Source organism: Enterococcus sp. DIV1279b, assembly GCF_050531515.1.
In the GTDB taxonomy this organism is placed as follows: domain Bacteria; phylum Bacillota; class Bacilli; order Lactobacillales; family Enterococcaceae; genus Enterococcus_D; species Enterococcus_D casseliflavus.
Genome location: NZ_CP172891.1, coordinates 2200511 through 2216676, shown reverse-complemented (window position 1 = coordinate 2216676; position 16166 = coordinate 2200511). Strand labels below are relative to the sequence as shown.

Below are 16166 nucleotides of genomic sequence, written 5' to 3'. Positions count from 1 at the left end.
TGGAAATCATGGGAAAATGAAAACCAACCAAGAACAAGCAACGATTGGTTGTTCTTGGTTGGTTTTTATTCGTGTTCGTTTCTAAAAAAAATCAACGATTGGCTTCTAAGATTTCTGCCTGCAAGCGTTGGGCAGTCGGTGTCATGGCTAGACCGCCTTCAGCCGTTTCCTTGAAAATGCTAGGCATTTGGCGACCGACTTGATACATCGCTAAGACCACTTCATCAGGTGGGATAACACTTTCGATTCCTGCCAGTGCCATGTCGGCAGAGATAAAGGCTTGGGAAGATCCCAGGGCATTGCGCTTCACGCATGGGACTTCGACTAAGCCCGCGACAGGGTCACAAATCAAGCCCATCATATTTTTGAGGGTGATCGCCACCGCTTGAGCCGCTTGGTGAGGGGTGCCACCTTTTGCACAAACCAAAGCTGCCGCTGCCATTGCGCTAGCAGAACCGATCTCCGCTTGACAACCGCCTTCGGCTCCAGAAATCGAGGCATTGTTGGCAATCACTAGACCAAAGGCGCCGGCTGTAAATAAAAAGTCGACTTGTTGCGCTCGAGTCAGTGCCAAACGTTCACGTACGGCCATCAAGACACCAGAAACAACACCCGCACTACCGGCGGTCGGTGTTGCACAGATCAAGCCCATTTTCGCATTGACTTCGTTGACTGCAATGGCATTTTGGACCGCGTGTAGAATGGTTTCTCCGCTTAAAAAATCACCGGCAGCAAGGTAGTCGTTCATGCGTGTCGCATCGCCGCCGGTCAATCCCGTCACCGATTTTACACCAGCGACACCTTCAGCGACTGATTGTTCCATAACAACTAAATTCTTTTCCATGATTGCAAGGATCTGTTCGCGACTACGGCCAGTATTTTCAGCTTCGATCGCAATCATCATCTCTGCAACGGAAGGATAATTTTTACTCTCTGTTACTAATTCTTCTATTGTATAGAACATGTGCCTTTTCTCCTTTAATCAAAATACGCAGCGCTGTAAACGTGTGGCAAAACTTTGATTTGTTGCGCCAGCTGATCATTGCGCTGATCGACTTCGATGATCATGATTGCTTTATCACCGACAGCTTCTCTTGTTACGGTCATCGTACCGATATTGATTTGAGCCTCTGATAGTAAATTGGTTACTTTTGCAATCATTCCTGGAACATCTTGATGAACGATCACATAAGTTGGCGTACCCAGCGTCAGAGAAATTTTGAAGCCGTTAAGCTCTGAGATTTGAATATTACCACCACCGATCGAGATACCAGTGACAGAAAGTTTGTGGCTACCTTTTGTCAAAATCATCTTGACCATATTTGGATGTTCCGCTTTTTCTTTTTTAGGAACGAATAGGACTTCGATCCCTTTCTCATAAGCGATTTTTAAAGAGTCTGCTAGGCGAGCATCATCTGGCTCCATGCCTAAAAGACCGCCAACTAACGCAATATCGGTTCCATGACCGCGATAGGTTTTGGCAAACGATTCATACAAAAGGATATCAACACTGTCTGGCTGTTCACCAAAAATACTGCGAACGATTTTTCCGATCCGAGCCGCACCGGCTGTATGAGAACTGCTGGGACCCACCATGATGGGACCGATTATATCAAATACACTGCGGTATTTTAATTGTTCCATTTTTTTCACCTCGATAGTAGTAAACGAATAGGGAAGAATTCCAGTAGTAGTGTAGCATAAAAAAATGAGAGAATGAAAAAAGCAGACCAAAAGCAAGGGATTTTTATTTATTTTTTTATCAAAGGAATGACGAAAAGCGATGGTGAGTATTTTTTCAAAAAAATCAGCTGAAAAACCTTGAATTATTCCTTAAAGATGCTATAATATTCCAGTGTGCTTTCGTCACACGTTTTTTGTGTGTGCACATGAATCACCAAAGTGGGAGGAGAAATTTGGATCTCCAATTAACCACATCACGGACTCAAGGAGGTATGTCTCGTGGCAAAAAAAGTAGAAAAAATCGTTAAATTGCAAATTCCTGCAGGTAAAGCAACACCAGCTCCACCGGTAGGTCCTGCGCTAGGTCAAGCGGGTATCAACATCATGGGATTCACTAAAGAATTCAATGCTCGTACAGCTGATCAAGCAGGTTTGATCATTCCAGTAGTGATCTCTGTATACGAAGACCGCTCATTTACTTTCGTTACAAAAACACCACCAGCAGCAGTATTGTTGAAAAAAGCAGCAAACGTTGAAAAAGGTTCAGGCGAACCAAACAAAACAAAAGTTGCAAAAGTTTCACGCGATCAAGTAAAAGAAATCGCTGAATTGAAAATGGAAGACCTAAACGCAGCTGACGTTGAAGCAGCAATGCGCATGGTTGAAGGAACTGCACGAAGCATGGGGATCACTGTAGAATAATTACAGCCCTAAGGAAGTAGCTTCTCAGTCGGCTTCATATTGAAAAATATGGGACACGTGGGAGGTTCTACCGTTATAACCACATCAAGGAGGAAACAAAATGGCTAAAAAAAGCAAAAAAATGCAAGAAGCATTGAAAAAAGTTGATGCTACAAAAGCTTATTCAGTTGAAGAAGCAGTAGCTTTGGCAAAAGAAACAAATATTGCAAAATTCGACGCAACGGTTGAAGTTGCTTACAAATTAAACGTAGACCCTAAAAAAGCGGATCAACAAATCCGTGGCGCGGTTGTATTACCAAACGGTACTGGTAAAACACAAACAGTTTTAGTTTTTGCTAAAGGCGATAAAGCCAAAGAAGCAGAAGCAGCTGGTGCTGATTTCGTTGGTGACGACGATATGGTTCAAAAAATCCAAGGTGGCTGGTTCGATTTTGACGTTGTTGTTGCAACGCCTGACATGATGGCTACTGTTGGTAAATTAGGTCGTGTGTTAGGCCCTAAAGGTTTGATGCCTAACCCTAAAACTGGTACAGTAACAATGGACGTAACAAAAGCAGTTAACGAAGTTAAAGCTGGTAAAGTAACTTACCGTGTTGACAAAGCTGGAAACATCCACGTACCAATCGGAAAAGTTTCATTTGAAGATGACAAATTAATCGAAAACTTCAAAACAATCCATGAAACATTGTTGAAAGCTAAACCTTCAGCAGCAAAAGGTCAATACATGAAAAATATCTCAGTTACAACAACATTTGGACCTGGGATCCATGTAGAACAAGCTTCTTTCTAATTTAACACAAAAATTTAAAACTTTTATTGACTTGACTGCCTTATCTATGGTAAGGTAGTCAAGGTTAAAAGTTTAACTGTACCGAAGACAGTAGGTGGCATTTGCCTTAATTTCCTACCGAGGACGTTTATTGAGAACCTTCAATAGTCCCTCTATGTCTACGGTGGCATAGAGTTTTTTATTGTCTTTTTTTTAGACAAAGGAACCGTTCGTTTCGAAGAAACTCTTCCATCAAAATCAGGAGGTGAAATATAAATGAGTGAAGCAGCTATCGCTAAAAAATCCGCGATCGTTGATGAAGTGAGTGAAAAATTCTCTGCAGCCGCATCTGTAGTCGTTGTTGACTACCGTGGATTAACTGTTGATGAAGTAACTCGCTTACGTAAACAATTGCGTGATGCAAACGTTGAGATGAAAGTTATCAAAAACTCAATTCTTTCTCGTGCTGCTGAAAAAGCTGGTCTAGAAGGTTTAGGTGAAGTATTCACTGGTCCTACTGCCGTAGCATTCAGTAACGAAGACGTTGTTGCACCTGCAAAAATCATTAACGATTTCGCAAAAGACGCAAAAGCTTTAGAAATCAAAGGCGGTATCATCGAAGGCAAAGTTTCTTCATTGGAAGAAATTACTGCATTGGCGAAATTGCCAAACCGCGAAGGACTTCTTTCTATGTTGCTATCTGTGCTACAAGCACCTATCCGCAACGTGGCTTACGCTGTCAAAGCAGTGGCAGAAAAAGAAGAAGATGCAGCATAATTGCCGCATGATTTTTCAGTATTAAAAAACTAAACTACTTACTTAAATGGAGGAAAACAAAATGGCATTGAACATTGAAAACATTGTCGAAGAGCTAAAAGGCGCGACAATCTTAGAATTAAACGATTTAATTAAAGCTATCGAAGAAGAATTTGGCGTATCTGCTGCAGCTCCTGTAGCTGTAGCTGGTGGAGCTGGCGATGCTGGTGCTGCTGAAGAACAAACTGAATTCACTGTAGAATTGACTGCAGCTGGCGATCAAAAAGTTAAAGTTATCAAAGCAGTTCGTGAAGCAACTGGCTTAGGCTTGAAAGAAGCGAAAGCAGTCGTTGACGGAGCTCCTTCAGCAGTTAAAGAAGGCATCTCTAAAGACGAAGCTGAAGCATTGAAAGCAGCTTTAGAAGAAGTTGGCGCTTCAGTAACAGTTAAATAATTTTTCTTAGTGTCAAATCCTTTTGTATGAAGGGGTTTGGCGCTTTTTTTTGTAAATGAAATTCCTGCAAAAGGAATAAGCAGCGATCCCCGTTTCTTACTAGCGAGGATCACTGCTTATTTTTTTCGGAATTGTTGGAATAGGAACACAAAAATAAAAAAGAAAAATGCTTCCCACAATGTTGTGGTCCAGCTAAAGCTGCGGTTGATACCAAAAACGAGATTACCGATATTGGAAACCACCAAATACAATGCTGTTGCAAGCAAAGAATAGCCGAGTCGTTTACCCATCATTACGCCTCCCTTTGCTATGATTGTAACAAGTCGAAAGAGTTGTGGCAATCAATTCTCTCCTGATGGAAAGGAATTGGTTGGCGGAAAGAGAATAAAACGAACGATCACAGTGGACCGTTCGTTTTATAATGGTCTATGGGTGTGGCTATTTCAATGGGACATCAAAGATCCAACCTGTTGGGGCCGCAATATCTCCAAATTGAATGCCGGTCAATTGATCATACAATGCTTTTGTTTGTGGACCAACTTCCGTTTCACTATAGAACACATGAAAATCCTCACCGTTTTGGATCCCGCCGATTGGGGAGATAACAGCAGCTGTTCCGCAGGCACCCGCTTCGACAAACCGATCCAGCTCATTAAGATAAACATCGCCTTCAACAGGGGTCAATCCTAATGAGTGTTGCGCTAGATGCAGCAATGAATATTTTGTGATACTTGGCAAAATAGAAGGAGATTTTGGTGTCACAAATTCATTGTCAGCCGTGATTCCGAAAAAGTTAGCAGAACCGACTTCTTCGATTTTGGTATGCGTTTCTGGATCCAGATAGATGCAGTCGGAAAATTTCCGCTGATGGGCTTCGTATCCAGGCAACAAACTCGCAGCATAATTTCCACCAACTTTGGCTGCGCCAGTACCATTTGGTGCCGCGCGATCATAATCAGAAACAATGAAATTGGTCGGTGTCAATCCGCCCTTAAAGTAAGGACCGACAGGCATACAAAAAACCGTAAAAATATACTCTGGTGCTGGACTGACACCGATGTTTTCTCCGACCCCAATCAATAGAGGACGAATATACAAGGTGGCGCCGCTGCCATAAGGTGGAACATATTCCTGATTTGCTTTTACTACTTGTTTTACCGCATCTAAGAAAAAGTCCTCAGGAACCTCTGGCATGCGCAGGCGATAGGCACTGCGATTCATCCGTTTGCTATTTTCGTCTGGACGGAACAAATTGATGCCGCCATCTTTTCTTCGGTAGGCTTTTAGTCCTTCAAAACATTGTTGTCCATAATGAAGAGCGGTTGATCCCTCGTGGATATGCAGATAATTATCCTCGGTAAGTTCGCCTTCATTCCAAGAACCGTCTTTCCATGTTGCCAAAAAACGCCATGGCGTCTTGATATAAGAAAACCCTAAATTTGACCAATCGATTGTCATTCGTTCACACCCTTTTTTAATTTTTCTAAGTATAGCACTTCAGAAAAGAAATGTCATTATTTTCTGAAAATTCTTCTGTAAGAATAGTTGGTGACATTGACGTGTAAAGGATAGGGAAGTGCTCTTTGCTTGTACGAGTTCCCCAGTTTGTTTTTCTACAAGTTCTGTGCTTCAATGAGAGTATAAAAAAACAAAAAAGGGGGAACGTTTGTGATTGAGGAAGTGTTGACGGACAGTCAGGGGATCGCTGCTGCGTATCGACGATTGAAACCAATCATGATCCATACACCACTTGCACCAAGTAATATTTTAGGCAAAGAAAAAGAGGGCACGATATTTTTGAAATTAGAAAATCTACAGCGTACCGGCTCCTTTAAAGCGCGGGGGGCGTATAACAAGCTCGCTTCATTGACTGATGCAGAAAAACTTCGCGGTGTCATCGCCTGTTCTGCAGGAAATCATGCGCAAGGTGTTGCTCTCGCAGGATCGTTACTGGGGATCAATGTCCGAATCTTTATGCCATTAACGGCTGCTAAAACAAAAATAGAGGCGACAAGAAGCTATGGCGCACAAGTCGTTTTAGCAGGAGAGACGTTTGATGAAACCAAACAACTGACAGTAGACGCCATGAAAGACAGTGGCGAAGTTTTTGTCTCTCCCTTTGATGATCGTGCAGTAATGGAGGGGCAAGGAACGATTGCGATCGAACTGTTGGAGGATCTTCCAGATGTTGATAATGTCATTATTCCCATCGGTGGTGGTGGGTTGATCGCTGGGATGGCTTTAGCCTTAAAAGAACTTCGTCCAGAAGTCAAAATCATCGGCGTTCAATCCTATGGCGTTTATGGTATGATCGCATCGATCTGGCAGCAAAAGCTGGTAGCCAATCGCCGCAGTAGAACGATCGCCGATGGCTGTGATGTTGCTTTAGCAGGGGAGCTGACCTATGATGTTTTAAAGACCCGTATCGATGAAACGGTCTTAGTTGAAGAATCCGACATCGAACAAGCGATCCATTACTTGGCTTTGAAGGAAAAAGTCATTGCAGAAGGTGCTGGTGCATTAAGTACAGCGGCGATTTTAAGCGGACAAATCGATCATTTACTTCGAGGAAAGAAAACTGTGGCATTGGTCTCCGGCGGCAATATTGATTTCTCTGTGTTTAAGGAAATGATTTGAATAAAAAGCATACTCAAGTAAAATCGATGAGGTGCATTTGAAATTATCAAAAGGATCTCTATATCTTTACCGGCGATAGGGTCAAAATCATTGTGACGATAGCTAAAGGATCTTGTCGATTCATGGTATGAATAGCAGCAAAAAAAAGAGTTCCCGTTTGAAGGAACTCTTTTTTACATTCAAAAGAACTATTTAAAGATTAGAAACTGCGTCCGCCGCCGCCGAAAGTACCGCCGCCAGAAGAGTGGGTCGTACTGCCGCCTCCGCCGCCAGAAAAACCGCCACCACCGCCGCCTCCGCTATTATCCGAGGGACGGGGGATGCGTCTGGTTGTGACAAAGGAGTTGACTAAGCGATCTTCTTTTTGAGTCAGATCAATACTTGATTTTTCTAGATAGTTAAATTTGTAGCCGCCCATTTTTAATTGATAACGGGATTTAACAATGATGAAAAAGGCGATACTGATCACTGCCGCGATCGCTAAGCAAATAGCAATTTCTAGTGGCGTCATCACTTTGTAATAAGTAATTTTTCCAGTATCACGATCGATACGATAGTGATCGGCAGGAACACCTGCTTCCACAAAACCAGCTGCTTTTTGCAGATAGACCAATGCCGCTTGGTAATAATTTCCCTCTGCCATTTGGTCAAATACCGCATCAAGAAGATTATCTAGACGTGAATCGGTGAGGTAATCGATCATATTTCCAGAAGTCGAAACGTGAAATTTACGTTGCGACATATCGATCACCAAAGCGGATCCATTGTTGTCGTTGCCGATCCGTCTTGAAAGATATCGATTAGTATACAACTCGATATCTCCCGTGTTGCTGTTCGTTGTTTGAATAAACACTTCGCCTTTGATTTTTGCATTCAGCGCTTCTGCTTCTTCATTCAACTTCTGGATTTCTTGTTCGGTAAAAAGTCCAGCGTGGTCTGCGACTGTCTCTTCGGCTGCAAAGGCGGGCAGGGTGGTTAAGAAAAAGCCAACCAGCAGAAGCAACAAATAAGATAGTTTTTTCATAGGAAATACGCTCCAATCAATGCGAGGATGGTCGTTGCCGCGAAAATTGCGCCACTGACGATTCCCAAGCGTTTGTAACTGATCGGTAAAACACCGCTGACTTTTCCTGTTTGCCCATTCATCGCATAATAAAAGGCACTCTTGTTTTCATCATCGGCTCGATAGGTCACTAGCCATACAGGAAGCAAAACGTAGTTGTTTTCTTCTTTTGTTAGATTGATGGATCGATTGTTGCGTTTAAAACTAGTATAGCCATTGACCGTACCTGCTAGCAGATTTTCAGCATAACCCGATAATTCGTTTTTGACTTCGTCGGAAAGATCAATGTATTCAATGTCTCTTTTTTCTGCTTGGAAGCCGGCTAAATACTGACTGCGAAAATTAACAGCTTTTTCAAGAGGAAACGGCTGAACGCCAGTCACCATTTTTTGCTGGACGTTTTTTGACAGCGCATGCTTGAGTAATTCGTTTACCTTGATTTTGCCTCGTCGCAAGACGTCGTATTGTTTATGCTCGGTATATTCAATGTCACCCACTCGCCAAATTCGCAAGGAGGTACCCATTCCTGAAAGGGAGCCGTTCATCTCGGCATCGACGACCCAATAAGGGAAGTATACGCCAGTCAATTTCTCTACTTGTGCTTGGTCGAAGAAATCCCGTGGGACGAATTTTTTCTTTTGCGCCCATTCTAAAAACTTTTGCGTTGCTTCTTCTTTTTCGATCGCAAAGGGAAGGACTTTGTTTGGCAAAAATTCTCCCGAAAGCCGTCCAGATAAAACGACCGGGTTATGGCAAAAGTAGCAATAGGTTGCGGCCGTCGTTGCATCCGTCACGATTTCAGCACCGCAGCTGGGGCAGGTGAAAAGGTCCATCTGTCCCGCTTGTGCATTGGCTTGTTGTTGCACTTCTTCTTCAAGGCTCGGCTCCGTCACTGAGGCAGCCGTGGCATCTACAGAAGAATCAGCGGCCATTTGCGCTTCTTTTTGCTTTTCTTCAAAGGCAGTGACTTCGTCTTCAGTAAAAATACTCAGACAAAATGGACAATGAAATTTTTGATCGCCAGGATCAAAGGTTAAAGCGCCCCCGCAATTGGGGCACTTATGTGTGATAACATCCATCAGCAATCCTCCTCAATTAGTCTACTGGGACACCTTTGAAAGGTTTGCCGCAATTCGGACAGAATTTTGGAATGCCGTTGGCTAAATCAATCACTTCACCACAATCACTGCATTTCATTTTCAGACTTGGTCCATCGCTCGTTGGTTTAGGCGTGCCGCAATTGCTGCAGAATTTACCAGTATTAGATGTGCCGCATTGTGGGCAGTCCCAATGATCTGCGTTGCTTTGTGCAGGTGCTTGTTGCTGCTGCATCTGCTGTTGGTTGTTTTGTGACGCTTGGTTCAAATAACCGCCACCAGCGTTCATCCCCATGCCCATGCCAACAAACCCAGTCGTAGCGCCAGCGGCATTGCTACCGGCAGATTCCATACCACGAGCTACCGAACCTTGAACATAGCCTTCACGAATCGAAGGGTCACCTAACATTGCCCCTTGGTTCCGCATGTTGATCAATTTTACGGAATCATCCGTATAAGAGATGCTTGCGACGGCAACCGAAAAGATTTCCATTCCTCGGAGTTCTCGCCAGCTGTCATCAAGAACTGTTCCCATATATTTGCTTAATTCCATGCTCTTAGATGGAACGTAAGAAATTCGTTCGCCATCAGCGGACATTTTGTTGATCGCTGTTTGTAGGGCGGTCAAAAATTCAGCTAAGTACTGCTCGTTGATGTCGTTGATATCGACTTGACTTTTGTTTTTTGGGATCGCATTCGTGTAGAACAAAATTGGATCGGTAATTCGTAAGGAATAGTTTCCGTGCGCCCGCAAGAAAAGTTCTGCGTTGTAAAAGTTGTCAAAATAATTCAAAGGCGAGGAAGTACCGAAGCGAATCCCTTTGATTTCTTGTAGATTGATATAAAAAACTTGTTGTTTTTGCGGTGTAACGCCACCAAACTTAAAGCGGTCAAACGTTTCAGAAATCGCATCTTTCAATGAACCGTTTAACATTGAAGGCGCTAATTCGTTTTTCACTGTATAGTAGCCTTCTTCGGCGGTATAATCGATGATTCGCCCGCCATCAACCAATAACATCATCATATTCGGATAGACATGGATCACTGAGCCATCAGTGATGACATCTTCTGTGCCTTTTCTGTTGGAACCGCGTTTGTCATTACGCCGCACTTTGACACCTTTTGTCATTACTGTCGAATCGCTCATATTGTCAGGCTCGATCACCTCTAGCCATTGATCTGCTAATCCGCCGCCAATTGCGCTTGTTGCCGCTTTGATAATACCCATTTTCAGTCCTCCTTTAAATTGTTTTCATCACAATAGATGAACATAGATTCATTATACCATAGGAGGTGAGATTTACGTTATCAGTCTAAAGTTGGAGAGGAGTTTTTCGCAAAATCCATCAATAAACGGTTCGTTCGCAGGTGGATTTGAATAAAAGAGACAAATTGGAGATTGCGGATTAAATTTCCATTTCTTTTGAGATTCCCCCACGCAAACGGTGGTTTTTTTGGCTGATATTACGTATAATAGAAGGTAGCGAATTTTGAAATGAGTGTGGAAAACTATGGCTTATCAAGCATTATATCGTGTTTGGCGTTCTCAGCGTTTTGATGATGTTGTCGGACAAAAAGCAATTACCCAAACCTTAAAAAATGCAATCGATCAAAACCAGATCTCGCATGCCTATTTATTTACGGGTCCTCGAGGAACCGGGAAAACAAGTGCAGCGAAAATTTTTGCCAAAGCCATCAATTGTCCGAACCAGGTCAACGGTGAGCCTTGCAATGAGTGCGATATGTGTCGCTCAATCACAGCAGGGACGCAAGAAGACGTGATCGAAATCGATGCGGCAAGCAACAACGGTGTAGAAGAAATTCGCTTTATTCGTGATCGTGCGAACTATGCACCGACCCAAGCTGAATACAAAGTTTATATCATTGATGAAGTGCACATGCTGTCAACAGGCGCATTCAACGCTTTACTAAAAACATTGGAAGAACCACGGAAAAATGTTGTCTTTATTTTGGCAACAACAGAGCCCCATAAGATTCCAGCAACGATCATTTCTCGAACCCAACGTTTTGATTTCAAACGGATCAATACGCAAGATATCGTGGGTCATTTAGAAACGGTCCTTACTACTAGTGAGATCAATTACGAAGCAGAAGCTTTACAGATCATTGCGCGAGCCGCAGAAGGCGGTATGCGGGATGCCTTGAGTATCACCGACCAGGCGATCGCTTTTAGTGATGGAACCGTAACGACCCAAGATGCTCTTGAAGTGACGGGCAGCTTGTCCTATGAAATGATGGACCGTCTGATGCAAGCTTGCGGGGAAAAAGAAGTTGCCGATGCGTTAGCGACCTTGCGGGAGTTATTAGCCTCTGGTAAAGAAGCCCGACGTTTATTGGAAAACTTGTTGGTTTATTGTCGAGACTTGCTGATGTATCAACAAGCGCCGCAGCTGCTATCTGAAAAGTCGCTGCAATTGACTGAAGCGTTTCAAACACTGGCAAAAAATACCCCGCCAGCAAAAATCTATCACTGGATCACGGTCTTAAACGATACGCAAAATGAAGTACGATTTACGAACAATCCTACGATCTATCTGGAAGTGGCTGTGGTCAAATTAGCCAATGATCCAGAAAGTGCTGCTGTTGCTAGCAATTCAGCTGATAATAGTCAAGAAGTGGCGCAGTTACGGCAAGCATTGCAAAAACTTCAGGCAGAGGTGCAACGACTGCAGGAGAATCGACCGGCAGGTGCCGTTGCGGAAACCACTGCGCCAGTGAAGAAAGCCAAGGCGAGTACTACGTTCCGTTTACCAAAGGAACGCGTGTTCCAAGTACTGAAAAGTGCAACGAAGAAAGACTTGGCAAACGTTCGCAATGTTTGGGACGATCTTTTGATGTCTCTTTCCGTGACGCAAAGAGCGATGCTGCATTCCAGTGAAGCAAAAGCTGCCAGCGAATCGGGCGTCGTGATCGCTTTTGACTATGAGATCTTATGCCAGCGAGCAAGTAACGACCAAGAGTTTCAATTGATGATCCATAATCAATTGTCTCGCATGATCAAAGACTACGCCCCACAGGCTGTCTTTATCACAAAAGAAAGTTGGCCAGCACTACGGCAAGAGTTTTTGGCCGGCGGTCAAGCAACGGCAGATTCGGAAATTGAAGTAGACCAAGAAGAGACCGAAGCCGCTCCTGTCGAACCTGAAAATGACGACTTAGTAACAAAAGCGCAAGAGTTATTTGGTGAATTAACCAGCATTGAAGAAAATTAATGAAAATGGAGTGATTGATAATGATGCGAGGCATGGGAAATATGCAAGGCATGATGAAACAAATGCAAAAAATGCAAAAAGAAATGATGAAAGAACAAGAAGCGCTGAACAGCAAACAATTTATCGGCGAATCGACAAATGGCTATGTCAAAGCGACCTTTACTGGCGATAAGACGTTACAAGACATTACTATCAATGAAGCGATCGTTGATGCTGACGATGTGGAAATGCTGCAAGATATGATCATTTTAGCTGTCAATGACGGATTGAAGAAAATTGAAAAAGAATCGGAACAAACGATGGGCAAATACACAAGAAACATTCCGGGTCTATAAAAGGAGAAATGACGGTGCAATATCCTGAACCGATCGCCCGATTGATCGACAGTTACATGAAACTGCCGGGAATCGGACAAAAAACCGCGACACGTTTGGCATTTTATACGATCGATATGAAAGAAGAAGTCGTCAATGAGTTTGCCAAATCGTTGCTTAGTGTCAAACGAGATTTGCACTTTTGCAGTATTTGCGGAAATATAACTGAAGAAGATCCTTGTGAGATCTGTAGTGATCCAACAAGAGACAAAGAAACGATTTTAGTGGTTGAAGAGCCTAAAGATGTCATGGCACTAGAAAAAGTCCGGGAGTATCATGGACTTTATCATGTGCTGCATGGCGTGTTATCCCCGATGGAAGGGACAGGTCCAGAAGATATCAACATTGCATCGCTGATACAGCGGCTGCATGATGATCAGGTCAAAGAAGTGATTATTGCGACCAATGCGACCACGGAAGGTGAAGCAACGGCGATGTATATGTCACGTTTGATCAAGCCTGCTGGTATTAAAGTCACGCGTTTGGCTCATGGCTTATCTGTGGGCAGCGATATTGAATACGCGGATGAAGTGACCTTGCTAAAAGCAGTAGAAGGTCGCCGAGAATTATAAAGATATTGGAGGCAATTAGGGTGAATGGATTGTTTATAACCATCGAAGGACCGGATGGTGCTGGAAAAACCAGTGTGATCGAAGAGTTGTATCCTCGGTTACAGCTTGAAGCAACAAGAAAAATCGTGAAAACAAGAGAACCTGGCGGAGTTAAAATCGCTGAAAAGATTCGTAAAATTATTTTAGATCCGCGAAATGAAGAAATGGATGAGCGGACGGAAGCCTTACTTTATGCAGCGGCCCGCCGCCAACACTTGATTGAGGTTGTCCTGCCGGCATTAAATGCTGGACACATCGTGATCTGTGACCGCTTTGTTGACAGTTCGCTTGCCTATCAAGGAGCTGGACGCCGCATCGGGATTCCTGAGATCGCACGGATCAACGAGTTTGCGACGGAAGGAACGACGCCTGATTTTACCTTGTATCTAGATGTTGACTCTGATACTGGCTTGCGTCGCATCCAAGAAAACCGCGCACATCAATATGACCGCTTAGATTCGGAAGGATTGGAGTTTCATCAACGGGTTCGTCATGCGTATCTTAAGCTGGCGGAAGAAAATCCTGTACGCATTCATAAGATTGATGCTAGAATGGGGTTACAAGAAGTTGTTGAATCCAGCTATTCAGCAATCGTTGAATCGTATCCTGCTTACTTCAAGTCAATCTAGAGTAGGTTGGATAACACAAAGGAGATGGTCCCATGAAATTAATTATGGCAATCGTACAAGACAAAGACAGTAATCGTTTGGCAAATGAGTTTATTGATGCCAATATCCGTGCTACAAAATTGTCCTCAACGGGTGGGTTTTTAAAGGCTGGCAACAGTACGTTTATCATTGGTATTGAAGACGATCGGGTACAAGATGCATTAGAATTGATCAAAAAAACCTGTCAATCAAGAAAACAATATGTCTCGACACCGATGTCTTTAGACATTTCCTTAGACGGTCAAGTTCCTTATCCAGTCGAAGTCGAAGTCGGCGGAGCAACTGTGTTCGTGCTACCGGTTGACGGATTCCATCAATATTAAAAAAGGAGCTTTTCATGGAGGAGTTATTTCTACAAGAATATCAGCCTCTTGTTTTTGCCCAACTAAAAAAAAGTATCAAGCATGGGCGCATTGCTCATGCTTATCTTTTTGAAGGGGACAAGGGGACTGGCAAGCACGAATTAAGTCTGTGGCTCGCAAAACGCCTTTTTTGTACCAATGTGCAAGAAGAAGCCCCGTGCGGCACTTGCAGCAATTGTCTGCGGATCGCCCAAGGAGAGCATCCTGACGTCATCCAAATCGAGCCGGATGGGCAGATGATCAAAGTCGACCAGATTCGGCAGCTGCAAGAGGAGTTCTCAAAAAGCGGCTTTGAAAGTCGTCTGAAAATCTTTATTTTGTCTCAAGCTGACAAAATGAACAACAGCGCTGCCAACAGCCTATTAAAGTTTTTGGAAGAACCGGTGGGAAACTTTTTGGCGATTTTAGAAACTGAGAGTTTAGGACGTATTTTGCCGACGATTCAGTCTCGCTGTCAGATCATTCATTTTTCGCAGCTGTCAAAAGAAAAACTACAGGAGAAGCTCCAAGAAGAAGGACTTTCCAAAGAGACGAGTCGACTTCTGAGCCACTTGACTAATAGTTATCATAAAGCAGTTGAAATCTCGCAGAATGAATGGTTTAATGAAACTAAGGATGCTGTTAAGCGTTGGGTGAATTACCTTTTGAAGAAAGACCCGCAAGCATTTATTTTTGTTCAGAAAAAATTATTGGGTCTAGCAAAAGAAAAAAATCAGCAATCAGAAATCTTTTTGCTCTTGTTATTTTACTTTCAAGAGGAACGAGATCGATTGTTGGCACAAGGTTTATGGGGAAAAGAGATCAATCGTGCCATTGAAGCCGCATTGCAAGCACAAAAAAAATTGCAAGCCAATGTGTCTTTCCAAGGAGTGGCAGAACAATTTTCCGTGAAAATCATCTATGGATAAAACGCAGCAGCCGGAAAAGGAGACCAGAGATGATCGAAGTTGTCGGAGTGCGTTATCATGACGTGGGCCAGATTTATTTTTACACACCAAAAAAACAGACCTATACCATAAATGAACAAGTCATCGTGGAATCACAAGATGCCAAATGTCTTGCCACGGTGGTTACAAAAAGCAGAAAAATGAATGAGAGCGATTTGCCTCAAGCAGTCAAACCGATCCTGCGTCGAGCGACGAAAAAAGATTTGGAGCAAGCTGCCGCCAATCAAAAAGCAGCAGATGAAGCGTTGAAAATCGGGAAAGAAAAAATCCGAGCACACCAGCTGCCAATGAAGCTGATTCGGGTGGCATATACCTTTGAGCGCACAAAACTGATTTTTTCGTTCACGGCAGAAAGCCGCGTTGATTTTCGTGAGTTGGTCAAAGACTTGGCAAGTGAATTTCATACACGGATCGAACTGCGCCAAATTGGTGTCAGGGATGAAGCAAAGGCGCTAGGCGGAGTTGGACCCTGCGGTCGCAAACTATGCTGTGCGACGTTTTTAGGCGATTTTATCCCAGTGTCCATCAAGATGGCTAAGGATCAAGGACTCTCCTTGAATCCTGCAAAAATTTCAGGGTTATGTGGTCGTTTGATGTGTTGTCTTAAGTACGAAAGTGAAGAGTATGAGCGTGCAAAAAAAGAATTGCCGGATCGCGGCAAGGAAGTTGAAACGCCAGATGGCAAAGGACGTGTGGTCGGGCTGGATCTGTTGAGCCGAGTGATCAAAGTCCGTTTGCATGATCGGCAAACACCAATCGAGTATGATTATGAAGAACTAGTGACAAAATAAGTAGGTGACCATAATGAGC

General features: G+C 43.4%; 19 protein-coding genes and 1 other annotated feature. Of the genes, 12 read left to right on the top strand and 7 right to left on the bottom strand.

The window, feature by feature from the left end; translation table 11 throughout:
- Nucleotides 1-91: 91 nt before the first annotated feature.
- Complete coding sequence (sdaAA, locus tag IGI71_RS10395; protein WP_074932907.1) at nt 92-964, bottom strand: L-serine ammonia-lyase, iron-sulfur-dependent, subunit alpha; 873 nt, start codon at nt 962-964, stop codon at nt 92-94.
- Nucleotides 965-978: 14 nt separating this feature from the next.
- Nucleotides 979-1644 (bottom strand): L-serine ammonia-lyase, iron-sulfur-dependent subunit beta, encoded by a 666-nt coding sequence (gene sdaAB / locus IGI71_RS10390; protein WP_005229781.1) that lies wholly within the window; start codon nt 1642-1644, stop codon nt 979-981.
- Nucleotides 1645-1962: 318 nt separating this feature from the next.
- On the opposite strand from sdaAB, the gene rplK reads away from it, so the two are divergent.
- From rplK to rplL, 4 genes are all read left to right on the top strand, one after another.
- On the top strand, nt 1963-2385 hold the full coding sequence (gene rplK / locus IGI71_RS10385; protein ID WP_005229787.1) for a 50S ribosomal protein L11: 423 nt from the start codon (nt 1963-1965) through the stop codon (nt 2383-2385).
- Nucleotides 2386-2485: 100 nt separating this feature from the next.
- On the top strand, nt 2486-3175 hold the full coding sequence (rplA, locus tag IGI71_RS10380; protein WP_005229790.1) for a 50S ribosomal protein L1: 690 nt from the start codon (nt 2486-2488) through the stop codon (nt 3173-3175).
- A 63-nt stretch (nt 3176-3238) separates the two neighbouring features.
- Nucleotides 3239-3365, top strand: a sequence feature (ribosomal protein L10 leader region).
- A 65-nt stretch (nt 3366-3430) separates the two neighbouring features.
- A complete protein-coding gene (rplJ, locus tag IGI71_RS10375; protein WP_016610861.1) occupies nt 3431-3931 on the top strand; it encodes a 50S ribosomal protein L10 in 501 nt (166 codons plus the stop codon).
- 61 nt (nt 3932-3992) lie between these two features.
- On the top strand, nt 3993-4364 hold the full coding sequence (gene rplL / locus IGI71_RS10370; RefSeq protein ID WP_003127081.1) for a 50S ribosomal protein L7/L12: 372 nt from the start codon (nt 3993-3995) through the stop codon (nt 4362-4364).
- 116 nt (nt 4365-4480) lie between these two features.
- On the opposite strand, the gene IGI71_RS10365 is transcribed toward rplL, so the two are convergent.
- Both IGI71_RS10365 and IGI71_RS10360 read right to left on the bottom strand, forming a co-directional pair.
- Nucleotides 4481-4654 carry a hypothetical protein gene (locus IGI71_RS10365; RefSeq protein WP_005231922.1) on the bottom strand — a complete coding sequence of 58 codons (174 nt, stop codon included), beginning with the start codon at nt 4652-4654 and terminating at the stop codon, nt 4481-4483.
- A gap of 148 nt (nt 4655-4802) precedes the next feature.
- Complete coding sequence (locus IGI71_RS10360) at nt 4803-5822, bottom strand: branched-chain amino acid aminotransferase (RefSeq protein ID WP_005229799.1); 1020 nt, start codon at nt 5820-5822, stop codon at nt 4803-4805.
- 210 nt (nt 5823-6032) lie between these two features.
- Between IGI71_RS10360 and IGI71_RS10355 the strand changes: the two genes are divergently transcribed.
- Nucleotides 6033-7001, top strand: coding sequence for a pyridoxal-phosphate dependent enzyme (locus IGI71_RS10355; RefSeq protein WP_175496481.1), 969 nt, complete (start codon nt 6033-6035; stop codon nt 6999-7001).
- A gap of 199 nt (nt 7002-7200) precedes the next feature.
- On the opposite strand, the gene IGI71_RS10350 is transcribed toward IGI71_RS10355, so the two are convergent.
- Genes IGI71_RS10350 through IGI71_RS10340 form a run of 3 tightly spaced genes read right to left on the bottom strand, consistent with a single transcriptional unit; the run spans nt 7201 to nt 10389 of the window.
- Entirely contained in the window at nt 7201-8025 is an 825-nt protein-coding gene (locus IGI71_RS10350) for a TPM domain-containing protein (protein WP_016610936.1), read from the bottom strand.
- Nucleotides 8022-9143, bottom strand: coding sequence for a hypothetical protein (locus tag IGI71_RS10345; protein WP_015509952.1), 1122 nt, complete (start codon nt 9141-9143; stop codon nt 8022-8024). Before IGI71_RS10345 ends, IGI71_RS10350 begins: the two co-directional genes overlap by 4 nt.
- Nucleotides 9144-9159: 16 nt before the next feature.
- Nucleotides 9160-10389 carry an SPFH domain-containing protein gene (locus IGI71_RS10340; RefSeq protein WP_430615661.1) on the bottom strand — a complete coding sequence of 410 codons (1230 nt, stop codon included), beginning with the start codon at nt 10387-10389 and terminating at the stop codon, nt 9160-9162.
- Between the two features lie 283 nt (nt 10390-10672).
- Between IGI71_RS10340 and dnaX the strand changes: the two genes are divergently transcribed.
- The 7 genes from dnaX to IGI71_RS10305 are packed head-to-tail and all read left to right on the top strand — an operon-like array spanning nt 10673 to nt 16147.
- Nucleotides 10673-12394 (top strand): DNA polymerase III subunit gamma/tau, encoded by a 1722-nt coding sequence (dnaX, locus tag IGI71_RS10335; protein WP_060792260.1) that lies wholly within the window; start codon nt 10673-10675, stop codon nt 12392-12394.
- 20 nt (nt 12395-12414) lie between these two features.
- Entirely contained in the window at nt 12415-12729 is a 315-nt protein-coding gene (locus tag IGI71_RS10330; RefSeq protein ID WP_005229811.1) for a YbaB/EbfC family nucleoid-associated protein, read from the top strand.
- A gap of 14 nt (nt 12730-12743) precedes the next feature.
- Nucleotides 12744-13340, top strand: coding sequence for a recombination mediator RecR (gene recR / locus IGI71_RS10325; RefSeq protein WP_005229813.1), 597 nt, complete (start codon nt 12744-12746; stop codon nt 13338-13340).
- Nucleotides 13341-13360: 20 nt separating this feature from the next.
- The gene (tmk, locus tag IGI71_RS10320; RefSeq protein ID WP_005229815.1) at nt 13361-14008 is read left to right on the top strand and encodes a dTMP kinase; all 648 of its coding nucleotides are present in this window, start codon (nt 13361-13363) and stop codon (nt 14006-14008) included.
- Between the two features lie 32 nt (nt 14009-14040).
- Nucleotides 14041-14370, top strand: coding sequence for a cyclic-di-AMP receptor (locus IGI71_RS10315; protein WP_005229817.1), 330 nt, complete (start codon nt 14041-14043; stop codon nt 14368-14370).
- A 14-nt stretch (nt 14371-14384) separates the two neighbouring features.
- Nucleotides 14385-15317, top strand: coding sequence for a DNA polymerase III subunit delta' (holB, locus tag IGI71_RS10310; RefSeq protein WP_015509950.1), 933 nt, complete (start codon nt 14385-14387; stop codon nt 15315-15317).
- Nucleotides 15318-15346: 29 nt separating this feature from the next.
- Nucleotides 15347-16147 carry a PSP1 domain-containing protein gene (locus tag IGI71_RS10305; protein ID WP_005229821.1) on the top strand — a complete coding sequence of 267 codons (801 nt, stop codon included), beginning with the start codon at nt 15347-15349 and terminating at the stop codon, nt 16145-16147.
- Nucleotides 16148-16166: the final 19 nt, after the last annotated feature.